Annotated in this window: 11 protein-coding genes; 8 read left to right on the top strand and 3 right to left on the bottom strand. The window is 44.2% G+C overall.

What is annotated here, in order from left to right:
• Window positions 1-92 precede the first annotated feature (92 nt).
• Window positions 93-452, bottom strand: a complete 360-nt coding sequence (locus tag BJP37_RS02180) for a Nif11-like leader peptide family natural product precursor (RefSeq protein ID WP_075896114.1) — start codon at window positions 450-452, stop codon at window positions 93-95.
• A gap of 1,029 nt (window positions 453-1,481) precedes the next feature.
• Here BJP37_RS02180 and BJP37_RS02190 point away from each other — a divergent pair.
• From BJP37_RS02190 to BJP37_RS02210, 5 genes are all read left to right on the top strand, one after another.
• Entirely contained in the window at window positions 1,482-2,279 is a 798-nt protein-coding gene (locus tag BJP37_RS02190) for a PD-(D/E)XK nuclease family protein (protein ID WP_198953935.1), read from the top strand.
• Between the two features lie 268 nt (window positions 2,280-2,547).
• The gene (locus tag BJP37_RS02195) at window positions 2,548-2,736 is read left to right on the top strand and encodes a hypothetical protein (protein ID WP_075896118.1); all 189 of its coding nucleotides are present in this window, start codon (window positions 2,548-2,550) and stop codon (window positions 2,734-2,736) included.
• A 197-nt stretch (window positions 2,737-2,933) separates the two neighbouring features.
• Window positions 2,934-3,185 carry a hypothetical protein gene (locus BJP37_RS02200; protein WP_143727430.1) on the top strand — a complete coding sequence of 84 codons (252 nt, stop codon included), beginning with the start codon at window positions 2,934-2,936 and terminating at the stop codon, window positions 3,183-3,185.
• A 12-nt stretch (window positions 3,186-3,197) separates the two neighbouring features.
• Entirely contained in the window at window positions 3,198-5,354 is a 2,157-nt protein-coding gene (locus tag BJP37_RS02205; RefSeq protein ID WP_075896122.1) for an AAA family ATPase, read from the top strand.
• 167 nt (window positions 5,355-5,521) lie between these two features.
• The gene (locus BJP37_RS02210; RefSeq protein WP_075896124.1) at window positions 5,522-6,118 is read left to right on the top strand and encodes a hypothetical protein; all 597 of its coding nucleotides are present in this window, start codon (window positions 5,522-5,524) and stop codon (window positions 6,116-6,118) included.
• Between the two features lie 97 nt (window positions 6,119-6,215).
• On the opposite strand, the gene clpB is transcribed toward BJP37_RS02210, so the two are convergent.
• Both clpB and fghA read right to left on the bottom strand, forming a co-directional pair.
• Complete coding sequence (gene clpB, locus BJP37_RS02215) at window positions 6,216-8,855, bottom strand: ATP-dependent chaperone ClpB (RefSeq protein ID WP_075896126.1); 2,640 nt, start codon at window positions 8,853-8,855, stop codon at window positions 6,216-6,218.
• Window positions 8,856-9,178: 323 nt separating this feature from the next.
• Window positions 9,179-10,030, bottom strand: a complete 852-nt coding sequence (gene fghA, locus BJP37_RS02220; RefSeq protein ID WP_075896128.1) for an S-formylglutathione hydrolase — start codon at window positions 10,028-10,030, stop codon at window positions 9,179-9,181.
• 140 nt (window positions 10,031-10,170) lie between these two features.
• Between fghA and BJP37_RS02225 the strand changes: the two genes are divergently transcribed.
• From BJP37_RS02225 to BJP37_RS02235, 3 genes are all read left to right on the top strand, one after another.
• Complete coding sequence (locus BJP37_RS02225) at window positions 10,171-10,428, top strand: glutaredoxin family protein (RefSeq protein WP_075896130.1); 258 nt, start codon at window positions 10,171-10,173, stop codon at window positions 10,426-10,428.
• 647 nt (window positions 10,429-11,075) lie between these two features.
• Window positions 11,076-12,596, top strand: coding sequence for a UDP-N-acetylmuramoyl-L-alanyl-D-glutamate--2,6-diaminopimelate ligase (locus tag BJP37_RS02230; RefSeq protein WP_075896132.1), 1,521 nt, complete (start codon window positions 11,076-11,078; stop codon window positions 12,594-12,596).
• Between the two features lie 104 nt (window positions 12,597-12,700).
• Entirely contained in the window at window positions 12,701-14,137 is a 1,437-nt protein-coding gene (locus BJP37_RS02235; RefSeq protein WP_075896134.1) for a DICT sensory domain-containing protein, read from the top strand.
• The last annotated feature ends 9 nt before the right edge of the window (window positions 14,138-14,146 follow it).

Below are 14,146 nucleotides of genomic sequence, written 5' to 3' on the forward strand. Positions count from 1 at the left end.
AGCGGGCTATAGAGTTTGCACTGTGTACGTTATAAGCTTTATGTCCCCCTGTCAGGTGTCGGAATCAACCTGAGCTTATTGCTCAAACTTCCTTAGATAGTATCGTCTATGACAACGCCATACATTGGCTGAGGCCACCAATCTTTAGGCGGCCAAAAAACCACTCCATACATTGGCTGAAAAATAGGTGGTTTTATGCCCATACCTGTAGTAGCTCCACCAAAAACAGCTTCTAGTTCTTGTTGATCAAGATCCCTCAGACCATCCTCAGCAGCACTTGACTCCAACAATTGGCCAGTATAGTCTTCAAGCTCCTCTTGGGTGAAGTCATAGCCAGCGCTTTGCACGATTTGGCGACATTCATCTTTACTGTTTACTCCTTGAATTTGGGCACGGAATGCTTGATCAGTGCCTAGCCTTTCGTAGAAGGCTTTAACATTTTCTAAAGACATAGTTTTCTCCTGAAATTACTGAAATACTGTTGGTAGCATCGGTTAAAAAACAGTACCGTAGCTAGGGCAGTATTTTCTGAAATAGATGAAGTTTTCATCGATAATAAAATTTTATTCAATATAAAAATTAATTAAGTAGGCTTTTAAAATTTTGTTGCGACAAAACTTTAAAATTATGTCCCAAACCTTGCTGTATGGGATAAGAAAATTATTTCCTTAGGGGGAGGATAGCAGCATCATTACTATGGCAGCAACACATGACGATAGTGATCAGGACTTACCCACAACTGCATCATCAATAATATATTAAGTAATAATACCCATTATTAAAAGTATAAGGACAGCTCCAGATGGGAAGATGGGCTGAGGGGGTGACAAGCAAGGTAAAACCGTTACTGGGTAATAATTTCAGGCCATCTGTAACAAAAAGATACATGCTGTTTTGGGCTGACGTTGGACGTAGTTATAAAGGTTTGAGCTTGCCATTAAATCATTCGTAGGGTCAATTTGGGAGTTTATCTTTACTGATATAATTGGCATCAAAGTCTTATATAGTAAGCTTTTCAGGGCTCATGTCACCCCCTCAGGAAGATGGGGAAGCTTTTTATTAAGGGGAATTATACGGAGATGAGATGACAATAAAAACAACTAAATTTCGAGATATAACTAAAACAATTATGTCCCTAAAATCTGTGGCAATCAAATTTTCGATTGGCGAGTTAGCCCCAGGGGGAAGCGATCGCGTAGCGTGGCCAAACGCGCCCCGCGTGGCCAATAGGCCAAGGCCAATCGCATTCGATATCTGTGTGGAAACTTCCACCTCTTCCGCTAAACTAGCTAATATAGCGTTTCTAAATGAAATCTAAACCTAGGAAGTATTTTTTTCTTGTTCAAGAAAAGTCTGTATATCTTTCCCCTATTGCCTTTTGCCCGCCCCCCTTATTAAGGGGGGTTAGGGGGGATTCCTCTTGCCTTTTTCAGCAATTCGTGTGTTTACAACCCAGATACAAACGCCCTTATCATTGACCAGTGTCTCCTCCTGCACCTCTGACTCGTCTATCCCAAGGACAGCTGAACGTATTAGAAACCTGTCCCCGTAAGTTCCAACACATTTACTTTGACCAGTTGGGAACACCCGTGTCTCCCGAACAACAAGAGCGTCTTACTTGGGGAAGCCGCTTTCACCTACTAATGCAACAGCGGGAACTTGGGTTACCAGTCACATCCTTAGTAGAAGAGGATACCCAACTCGACTACTGGCTCACTGGTTTAGTCAATGCCGCACCAGAACTTTCCCACCCAGAGCCTGAAAGCTTCCGGGAAGCCGAACATTGCCGAACCCTGTATTTTCAAGGTTATCTGCTTACTGTGATCTATGACTTATTGATTGCAGGGGAAGACACTGCTCAAATTCTTGATTGGAAGACCTATCCTCAACCTAAAAACCGCGAGTGGTTAGGCCAAGACTGGCAAACACGCCTGTATCTCTACGTCTTAGCTGAAACTAGCGATTATTGGCCAGAACAAATTTCCATGAGTTACTGGTTTGTCAAATCCAAACCCTCTGCCCAGAGTCTTAAATTTACCTACAATAGCGCACAACACCAGAAAACTAGGGAGGATTTGACTCAGTTGTTGACCCAGTTGGCTGGGTGGCTACAAGGCTACCAAGATCAAGGTTTAGCTTTTCCTCAAGTAGCAGCATCCCTTGGTCGATGTGGTGATTGTACCTTTGCAGTGCGTTGTCAGCGTTACGGGAATAGGTTGAGTAACGATAGTACGGAATTACTACCCAATTTAGCTGATATCCAAGAAGTTTCCCTTTGAGCTACCACCCCTGACTGGGTTTGCTAGTAGCACGAGTAAGAGTTACAAAGAGTTAAGCAGAGATCCCTGGGGAACCTCTGCTGTAGCTAGTGCGCTAACCAGCCCATAGGCTACAAAGTCTGGTCGAACTAGATTTAAGCAGACTCAGTGCCGCTGGCTTCTTTGCGTTTCCTAAGGTTATAATAACACAAAATATCTAAATAACACAAAAAACTTAAAATACCTATTGAATTGTTTACCCCTTAGTAGGATAATTGGGAGGTCAAAGTTGTCAAAAGATGTGTCAGAAGAAAAACAAGTTAGCTATAAACTATTTTTGCCTGAATCCTTACGGGCAAAATTCAAATCTATGTGCGCTCTCAAGGGAGTCACCATGAATCATATCTTATTGGAGTTGATTGAAGAATGGATAGAGGAAAATAAACCTGCTTCATCCCCTAAGCAGAAGAAGAGTTAATCCGCTGATCTAGGTTGAACAGTGCTGAATGCGAAATGGTAAGTACTAAGTGCTGAGTTATTTATAACCAGCTCATAGTCTATTATGATAGCGCTGCTCTTCCTGACGGTCACACCGTAAGCCTATGCGCTACTTGAGGGGCTACTTGAGGTGCTATCAGCCTATGGGCGTAGCGCATAGGCTTACAGGAATAATTAATGCGATTGGCCGTAGGCCACGCTACGCGAACGCTAATGAAAGACAATTCTAAATTATTTGAGGAACTGAAAGATCAAGCCATTGATTCAGACCATGAGCAAGGGTTGATAGCCCTTAGTGAGGAATTGCTCAAAGAGTTTGATAGCGGTTCATCACAAGCGGTGACTGGTATGGCTCGTTATCGGTTGGAAAAACATCGAAGTGCTTACAAAAAAGCCTACACAAAACTGATGGCTACCATTGGTCTATGAGGAAGGGTTTCTATGGAAAACTATCGACTGGTATCAGTCAAGGTAAAGGGGTTTAGAGGCTTTCCTGAACAAGCCGGAGAACGGGAATTTCGCTTTGATCAAGCCTGCACATTAATTGTAGGAGCTCAGGGGGGAGGCAAAAGTAGTACCCTGAATGCGATTGAGTGGTGTCTATTTGGCAAAGATGTCGCTAATAAAAGTGCTACTAAAATTGAAGAGCGCAAGAATTGGTTAGTGAAAAACCAATCTTCAAGGGAGACTACTGTCGAAGTTATCTTTGAAGGGAATGGGGAAATCCTAAAGGTATATCGGAGTGACCGCAAACGTCGTGGTAATCCCAAGTTTTACTATCAGATTAATAATGGCTCGTGTCATGAAGATGAAACTGAATTGCGGGTGCTACTGGGTGTAGAATTGTCTGACTACATGAGTTGTGTGTACCTACATCAAGAAACTATCAGTGCGCTACTGATTCAGGAACCAAAAGAGCGCAAAAATGCTCTGGATCGCCTCATGGGTTTGACGGATTGGCGCAATTTATTGGATGGAATTAAGCGAGCTAAAGCCCAGGAAGAATTTAAGAAAATTGATCAAGAGTTTAGTCAGATTATCAGCAAAATTGAGACAGCAAAAGCGATTAAGGAAAATGACTTAGGTCTAGCGGAAGAAGAAGCAATTTTTCATGATATTCCCCTGAGCCAACTATCCCTCAATGGAGCAAAAGCTATTTGCCAAGGGGTTGAAAATGCAGTTGAGACGTTTGCCAAAGACTATGGATTGCTGGTTCCCTCTTTACCAAAATACCAAACTAGTGATGATTTGGAACGATTTGTAGATGGTGGTAAGGAAGCAATTAAGCAATTACGTAATGCGCAACCCGACTGGGAACGGCAGAAAGAATTGCTGAATCAGCAAAGTGAATTAAATCGTTTGAAAGCTAACGTTGAGACCAAGGTTATGGAACTCAACCAAAAAGAAAACGAGATTCAGCAACTGGAAGCTCAATACGGCACGCTCTCAGGAGTTGTGGAAAAAAAAAATCAAGTTGAACAAGAAGAGTTACCGGCAAAGAAAGCGAGTCGAGACACTATCAACAATCGTGCCGGTATCATTATCGAAACCCTGAAATTTTTGGATTCAGTACAGCCAGATAAAGCACAGAATTGTCCCGTTTGCTCTACACCAATTAATCCAGTTCAGTTGCGTCAGGAATTAGAATCCTGGCAGCAAGACATGGCGTTACAGCTAAAACCGATTCAGAAGGAAATTCGGAAATTAGAAACAGCAGTAGAGGAGTTCCAGAGATTGATTAAAACCTTGGAGCGGTTGCAACGGGAACGATTAGATAAGGATAAGAGATTACAACAAGCAAAAAATGCGATCGCAGTAGCTTTAGAAACAGAAATTAATGACTCTGCTCACGCTCTGGCTCTCCTCAATCAAGCCATTACTGACGTAGATCAGGAATTAGGTAGGATTCGTACCGCAGTTGAGCAAAGTAATCAGCGTATCGATAGCATTGATCAAGACTTAGAAAACATTAAACGGATTATTACTGTCCTTCGTTATCGCCAAGAGGTGGATAATTTGTTTTCGATTCAAGATTGCCCTGAATATAAAGAAGTTGAAGCAGCAAAAGCTGACTTGGAAGCCTTCTGTGACCGATTGTTGACTATTGGTGAAGCTGTACAGGAAGTGCTAGGAAACTCAGCTAAAGAAAAAATCGATGCTACCAGAGCAGCAATTTCTAGTATCTATCGTCAGCTAGCCCATCGTAGTGACTTTCCAGATATTGAGATTGACCCAGACAAATATGAAGTGATGGCGGTGGGATATGGAGAGTCAGAAGTTGCATTACGACTGTTGAACAAGGGTGATATTAATTGTGCTGCTTTGAGTATATTTCTAGCCCTAGCCACCTCAGAGCAATTGACTCATAATATCGGCTTCATGGTGCTAGATGACCCGTCGCAAAATCTAGACCCAGTCCATAAAGAACGGTTGGCTGAGGTGTTGGATCAGGTATTGGATAAAAAACAATTGATTATTGCCACTTCAGAAGATGATTTCGTCGAGCAGCTGAGTTTCAAGCTAACTAAGCCCAACCAACTCTACCGATTGGGACAGTGGACACCAACTCGTGGACCAACTATCGAGGCTAATGGGTAATAGAATGTAAAATTAAGAATGTAGAATTAAGAATGTAGAATTATATATTCTGGCTTCTGGCTTCTGGCTTCTGGTTTCTGGCTTCAACCTTTAATTTTAAATTTTATCCCTTCTCAATTCTCAATTCTCAATTCTCAATTCTCAATTCTTCATTCTTCATTCTGCATATGGATGCATCAACATTAAACCATTTAAGCAGCATTAAACAACACCTGAATAGTCGGTCTAGAAAGGACAATGGGTTTGGCAAAACTTGTCAAATTTTCCTAGCGATTACCTTCTGTCGCTTGGGTTTTCAGGTAGAAAACTATTCCTCTCAAGGTGTAGATATCGATAGTTGGAATCACTCCTACTTTCCTAATATTTCCATTGAAGTGAAGACTACCACCAAACATACGGTGACACTAGGACAGAAGGATGTGGATGGTTTGAAGAAAAAAGCGAGAGAAGGATATGAACCTATCTTTGCGGTTTTGAGATTAGAGTTATTGTCAAGTTGGATTATCGCTAAAGCCAAGGGAATTAAGGCAGGTAATCATCCTTTAGGGAGACTACAAACCTCAGTAAGGGCAATGCCCGAATTGCAAGATCAGGTGAATCAGATATTCTCTAGGGTTGTCAATGACTATGGCGCTATAGTATCAAGTATTCCAGCGGAAGAAGTTCTCACCTACTTGGATAAATGTTTGGATAGGGAGAAACTAAAAGTATTGCCAAAAGGAAGTGTTATGGGACTGCCTGCAGGGCATAGGTTTCAGGGTTAGGGTGTGTTTTTTGCCCTAAGCATTCAGCTGATAGCTGATCGCTAATAGTTGAATCCTTAGGGTTGCAGCACACCATAGCCTTGAACCTTTCTCAACTTCAATTAGACTCACTAATAGACTCACTAATCAACAACTGAGCAGGCAATCGCTGAAAGGAAAGCCGTTCATTGTTCACATCCACAAAGATAGTGTCCCCATCATTAAATTCACTCCTGAGAATTCCCTTAGCGATAGGAGTTTCCAACTCCCGCTGAATAGCTCGCTTCAGGGGTCGTGCTCCAAACACCGGATCATACCCTAATTCAGCTAAAAAGTCAAGAGCTGCATCGGAGAGTTTCAGGGACATCTTGCGCTCTGCTAACCGTTGCTCTAAGCGCAGGGTTTGCAGCTGGACAATATTGCGCAACTGATGTTTTTGTAAGGTATGGAAAATAATAACCTCATCAATCCGATTGAGGAATTCAGGGCGGAAACTAGAGCGCATGGCTTCCATGACCCGACTCCGCATTTCCTCATACTTGGAGTCATCCCCAGCTACATCCAGAATATACTGGGAGCCAATATTGCTGGTCATGATAATAACGCTATTCTTGAAATCTACGGTATGCCCTTGAGCATCAGTCACTCGACCATCATCAAGGATTTGCAGCATGACATTAAAGACATCCGGGTGTGCTTTTTCGATTTCGTCAAATAGAATTACCGCATAGGGACGTCTACGGATGGATTCGGTTAACTGACCTCCTTCTTCGTAACCCACATATCCTGGAGGAGCACCAATCAGTCGGGAAACGGTATGCTTTTCCATATACTCGGACATATCGATTCGCACCATAGCCTCTTCGGTGTCAAACAGATAGGCTGCTAAGGCTTTTGCCAATTCTGTCTTACCCACACCGGTAGGACCGAGGAAAATAAAGCTAGCGGTGGGACGATTGGGGTCAGCTAATCCAGCACGCGATCGCTGAATAGCATCGGCAACAGCAGTAACGGCTTCCTCTTGGCCAATCACCCGCTTGTGTAGTTCTTCTTCCAGGTGCAGTAGCTTCTCTTTCTGAGACTCTACCAGCTTACTAATCGGAATTCCAGTCCACTTAGAGATAATTTCCGCAATGTCAGCTTCTGTAACTTCTTCCCGCAGCAGGGATTGACTACTGGTTTGGTTCTCGGCTAGCTGTTGCTCAACAGTTTCCAGGGATTTTTGCAACTCGGCTAACTTGCCGTATTTTAGCTTAGCGGCTCGGTTGAGGTCATAATCCCGTTCTGCCTGTTGAATTTCTACATTAACTCGATCAATCTCTTCCTTAATCCCCTGAATCCGGTCAATCACATCTTTTTCTGATTGCCACTGGGCATTCAACGTACGCTGTTCTTCTTTTAGATCAGCCAGTTCTTTTTCCAGTCTTTCCAGTCTTTCGATGGAGGCGAGATCAGTTTCTTTTTGTAAAGACAACCGTTCCATTTCCAGCTGGATAATTTTGCGGTCAATTTCATCGAGTTCTTCTGGCTTGGAAGTAATTTCCATTTTTAGCCGTGCTGCCGCTTCATCCATTAAGTCAATGGCTTTGTCTGGTAAAAAGCGATCGCTAATATACCGAGTAGACAAGGTCGCTGCTGCCACTAAAGCACTATCGGCAATTTTAACCCCGTGGTGAACTTCATACCTTTCTTTGAGACCTCGTAGAATCGAGATAGTATCAGCTACACTAGGCTGGTCAACATAGACCTGCTGGAAGCGTCTTTCGAGTGCTGCATCTTTTTCAATGTACTTGCGGTACTCATCGAGAGTAGTAGCACCAATACAGCGCAATTCACCCCGAGATAACATTGGCTTGAGCAAATTTCCCGCATCCATTGCTCCTTGAGAAGCACCAGCACCGACGACGGTATGGATTTCATCAATGAACAGGATAATTTTGCCTTGGGAATCCGTAACTTCTTTTAGTACCGCTTTCAGGCGTTCTTCAAATTCTCCCCGAAACTTAGCCCCAGCAATCAATGCGCCCATATCCAGAGCAATCAATTGTCGGTCTTTGAGGGATTGAGGCACATCACCCGCTATAATCCGTTGTGCCAAGCCTTCAGCAATAGCAGTTTTCCCAACACCAGGTTCCCCCATCAGCACTGGGTTATTTTTAGTACGGCGCGAGAGAATTTGAATCGTGCGCCGAATTTCATCATCTCGGCCAATAACTGGGTCAAGCTTTCCCTCCCGCGCCGCCTCTGTCAGATCACGTCCATATTTTTCCAGTGCAAGATATTTGCCCTCTGGATTTTGGTCGGTCACTTTCTGATTCCCTCGAATGTCAGCAATGGTAAGTTTAAGCCTATTTTCATCTAGTTTAAACTCCTGGAATAATGACTTACCAAAGCGGTCATCTTTCAGATAAGCCAGGATCAGATGCTCAATGGAGATATAATCGTCTTGGTATTCTTTACGATAGGACTCTGCTCGGTCTAGCAAGCTATTCATGCTGCGTCCTAGGTAAACGGAGTCGCTATTACCAGAAACCTTAGGTTGTTTTTTGATAAAGGATTCCGTTGCTTCCCTTACCCCTTGCACAGAGACTTCCGCTTTGTTCAGAATACTGGTAGCGAGTCGATCTTGATCCAGCATCGCCTTCATCAAGTGTTCGGTTTCGATTTGTTGTTGCCGTGCGGCTTTAGCAACATCTTGGGTGTGTGCGATCGCTTCCCAGGCTTTTTCGGTAAACTGGTTAGGGTTACTTGGTTGCATCTCTAATCACTCATTCCTCTAACTGTTCACAATTCTAAAAAACCCAGTGCGATCGCATAGATCGGTCTTCACGTCTTCTTTTTGGGATATTGCCGTCCTCAAAGCCAGGTAATACCAATTCTTAAAAGTAGGACGTAAGCTATCAGCTATCAGCCATTAGCTGATAGCTGATAGCTTAACTTCCGGTTCATAGCTTAACTTCCGGTTAATTGTCTTCCAGTTAATTCTTAAGTGGTTAATCTTAAGTGGTTAATTGCCAATTTTACATTTTCCATTTTCAATCCTTGACTTTTTCAGCAAGCTTGGGATTGTCTGAATTTTGTTCAATCCAACAAAGCCTCAGCATGATGGCTGATATGGTCTTTTATAAAGGTGGCGATAAAGTAGTAACCATGGTTATAGCCGACCTGGAGACGGAAAGTCAGGGGCTGATCTGCTTTTTCACAAGCCTTCTCAAACACCTCAGGGAGCAACTGCTGCTTCTCGTAAAAGGGGTCAGCGGTGCCTTGGTCAATCAAAATTGTATGGTTATAGTTGGCTGTCAGCACCAGTTCGCTGGCATCGTAAGCTCGCCATTGCTCTTGGTCTGTCCCGAGGTAATTGGTGAATGCCTTCTGACCCCAGGCGCTGCGCATGGGAGCAGCAATGGGAGCAAAAGCAGAAACAGATAGGTACTGCTTGGGGTTCCTTAAGGCACAAATTAATGCGCCATGACCACCCATAGAATGACCAAATATACCTTGTTTCTCAACTTGCGCGGGGAAATTTTGGGCAATTACCTCCGGTAACTCGTGGACAACGTAGCTATACATTTGGTAGTGAGCTGACCAAGGTTCAAGGGTGGCATCTACATAAAAACCGGCACCAGAACCCAAATCCCACTCATCGTCCTCACCTGGAATTCCTGTATTTCGAGGGCTGGTATCTGGAGCAACCAACATCAATCCATGCTTGGCAGCAAATCGCTGAGCAGCTGATTTTACCATAAAGTTCTCTTCTGTACAAGTCAGACCTGACAGGTAATATAGAACTGGAACGGATTGGACTTTCGCCTGAGGGGGTTGGTATACGGAAAACCCCATCTGTGTCTTACAATTCTGAGAGTGATGAGTGTAAAAACCTACTGTACCGCCAAAGCAACGGTTTTCTGAGACGAGGCGAAGGTCTGTGGACATGGGGCTGGTTCAAATGGACTTACCATGAAGGCGAATGTAGCTGTCCAGCATTTTAGCGTTTCTTCAGGTATGTTTGCCGAAGCTGCACTTATCTTTATTAAACTATCTTCTAAATTAACAATTTTCAACTAACTTGCCTGATGGAATTAATTCTTTACAGTAAACCCGGTTGCCATCTTTGTGAGGGATTACTTGAAAAGCTAGAGATGATTGAAGGCTTAAACTTTAAGCTAGAGGTTCGAGACATTACGAGTCGAGAGGATTGGTTCCAATCCTATCAGTATGAGGTGCCAGTACTATGTATCAACCACTGTAGTCAGGAAAAGCTCCTGCCTCGCCCCTCTCCTCGTGCTAGCGTTGAACAATTGCAGCGAATGTTACGGAATTCCCAAGGCTGAAAGCCCCGTGTTTTTAAACCGGGGATGAAAGCCAGTTAGCGACTTTAGTCGCCTAGATGCAATTTCACCAAAAAGGTTGACACTTGCCTAGCGCTAGAGTATCATTTAGATATGGGTACAGGCTGAAAAACCGAGGCTGAGCCGGGTCAGAGACCCGTAACTTATTGACCTAAAAGTAGTAATGCCCGGAGGGTAGGGAAAGTCCTCCTTAAAAACCCAATCATCAACTAACAATTGGTGTGTGAACTCAGCAAGACACAACTTGAGAGAAAAATGGTACGGCGGGGCACGCCGGAACCAAGTGAAACAGGAAAGCAACGGACTTTATAAGGCACTTTTCATAAAGTAACTAAACGCCTAAGGAGACTAGCCCGCTGGGTCTTTCGTGAACTAGACTAGGATCTTTGTCTTGACGGGATTCAGGTTTAGATATTGCCACTCGGACACGGAGGTTTAAGGCCGGTCGTAGATCTAGGAATCCCCGTCTTTTTAAAGCGGGGAGTGTCAAGGAAATATTTCCCTGTTAGTGAGTCAAAATAGGCGATACATCAGGTTGACGGTTTGACGGTTGACGGTTTGATGGTTGACAGTTGACTGGTGGCTGTGATGATTCGGTAGATCTTATAGTGTCGTTTGGTGCGATAAATATGAAGCTAAGGGAATTATTAGCCAAAATTGCCAATAGTGTGAAAATGCCTAGCTCCGAGGGTCTTGATTTGGTCGTTACAGGCATCTGTACCAATTCCCACGCCTGCCAACCGGGGGATTTATTCATCGGGATGCCAGGCACTAGGGTAGATGGTGGAGAGTTCTGGGAAAGTGCGATCGCATCTGGGGCAGTGGCAGCGATAATTTCTCCCCAAGCGGCTGCCAAACACCCCCCCAAGGAACTTTCACCAGAAACAGGAGTTTGTGTAATTGCCGCCGATGACATGACCACCGTGTCTGCTCAAACTGCAGCAGCCTTCTACGACTACCCAGCACAGCAGCTAAGACTGATTGGAGTCACTGGTACCAATGGCAAAACTACCACTACCCATCTGATTGAATTTCTGCTCGCTCGTAGCTCTAGTCCTATCCCCACAGCACTTTTGGGTACCCTCTATGCCCGTTGGCCAGGTTTTGAGCAAACAGCAAGCTACACTACACCATTTGCTGTTGAATTGCAACAACAGCTCCAGTTAGCGGTCAAAGCAGGTGCGCAAATGGCAGTGATGGAAGTTAGTTCACACGCCTTAGCCCAAGGTCGAATCCAGGGCTGTCCGTTTGAGGTGGCGGTGTTTACCAATCTCACCCAAGACCATTTGGACTACCACCAGAACATGGATGATTACTTCAGCGCTAAAGCTAAGCTGTTTAGTGCTGACTATCTCAAAGGTAGGGCAATTATTAATGCTGATGACTCCTATGGAGAGCGGTTAATCCAACAGTTACCAACTGAGCAAGTATGGAGCTATAGTATCCAAAACCCATCCGCTGATTTCTGGACGAAGGACTTAAGCTATGAGCCAACAGGGGTTAGAGGAATTATGCATACTCCAGTAGGAGAGGTTAGCTTTAATTCGCCCCTAGTGGGTCAATACAATCTGTCTAACTTGCTCGCAGCAGTAGGAACAGTTTTAGAGCTGGGTTTGGATTTAGAATCAGTAGCAGCAGCCTTGGCTCAATTTCCAGGAGTGCCAGGGCGGATGGAACGGGTGCAAATTCAACCGGAACAGGATATTAGTGTAATTGTCGATTATGCCCACACCCCAGATAGTTTAGAAAACTTACTCAGGGCATCACGACCCTTTATTGAAGGCAAGATGATTTGTGTATTTGGCTGTGGTGGTGATCGCGATCGCACCAAGCGTCCTAAGATGGGGAAAATAGCGGCTCAGTTAGCTGATGTTGCTGTAGTAACCTCGGATAACCCTCGCACCGAAGACCCAGAAAGCATCTTAGATGATGTTTTAGAGGGGATTCCTAAATCAGTGGAACCAATGGTAATTTGCGATCGCGCTACCGCCATTCGGACTGCCATCTTGCAAGCACAACCAGGGGACGGAGTGTTAATTGCTGGTAAGGGTCACGAAGATTATCAAATTCTGGGTACTGAAAAAATCCACTTCGATGACCGAGAGCAAGCCCGAGATGCTTTGATGAGTAGGCTACAGGTTATAGGTTAGCAAGTTGACAGCTATTTTAGCGGGCAGGTTGTAGATTATCACATGGAAGGTCAACGTTTAAGCTTGAACCAAACCACCTTTAACCAAACCACCTCTAATCCTAAATGAACCTGCCACCTAATCCAGAATTGTCTCTCTACCAGCTGGTTTTAGAGACTCTTGCCTCTCCCGAGTCTCTGAAAATCACTCCTGTCACCCTGAAATCTCTAGTCAGAGCAACCTTTGACCTGCTAATTGCTCAAAACATCTCAGCCACAATTTGGGTCAAGCCACAAGCTGAGGGCTGGCACAGAGAAATACAACGGTATCAACAACACGTTGATTTACCCACAACGATTTATCTGTGCCACGGTTTAGAAGATGACTGGGAAGAGGTAGTTAACCTCAACAAAGATTCTCAACTGTTTTCCCTACAGTTGGAGACTGACTCTCAACTACAACAAGAGTATTTCTTACTCATTCTCTGTGAGAACTATAGTAGTTTAATTGTGGCTTGCCAGCCTGAACTATCGGAATCGGAAAATTTAGCTGATCGTGAACTCACTCAACCATTGTTAGCTGTTTTTACCGTTGATCAATCAGTAATTAGGCAGTTTTTAGAGGGGTTAAGCACAGTTATTGGAACCACTACAGCAAAGCAACTCAGCCATTGGGAAACCCTTTTACCTCCCCCTCAAAGCTCTCATCATACACTACTAACCCAGTTGTTGGTTAAACAAGTACAACGTACAGAAGAAATTGTTCAGGATACCCTGGCAACACAGCCAATCGGGGAGACTAACCCATCACCGCCATCACCCCCAGCAGTTCCTGAGCCGGTTGTGGTAGGGAAGAATTCCTTATCAAGGGTTGAGCCTTATATGAGTAATGAGATACTCCAGCGAGTGGCTCAGGAATTACGGACACCGATAACGAACATGAAAACTGCCCTGAAGCTGCTGGATGCCTCACAGATGAAGCTAGCCCAACGCCAACGTTATATTGGGCTTCTTTATAAAGAATGCGATCGCTTAAATTCCTTAGTGGCTGGATTACTAGAACTGGTTCAGCTAGAAGGTGACCCCCAAACTGATCAAACTTTGCCGTTGCAGCTAGCAGAGATTGTTCCTGGTATTGTCAGCACCTATCAACCCCTCGCCCAAGAAAAAGGCATCCAGCTCGGCTACACCATTCCCGCCAATCTCCCCTCAGTCTTGTTTTCAGAGGTGGGATTGAGGCATATCGTGATTAATCTATTGCACAACAGTTTAAAGTTTACTCCCTCTGGCGGTAAGGTTAGAGTACAGGCAACTCGTAAGGGCAAGTATGTTCAGCTAATATTTAGTGATACAGGTATTGGCATTGCTGAAAGTGACATACCTAAGATTTTTGACAGTTTTTATCGGGGTCGGTCAACACCTAGGGAAGACTTTGGTGCAGGGATAGGTTTAACCATTGTGCAACAATTATTACAACGGGGTGGTGGTTCGATTTCAGTAGTTAGTCGATTCGGGCAAGGTTCCCAATTTAAAGTGCTGCTACCAATTGCCTATAAAGCCTAAAAAGAGGTA

This window comes from Moorena bouillonii PNG, assembly GCF_001942495.1.
GTDB lineage: Bacteria > Cyanobacteriota > Cyanobacteriia > Cyanobacteriales > Coleofasciculaceae > Moorena > Moorena bouillonii.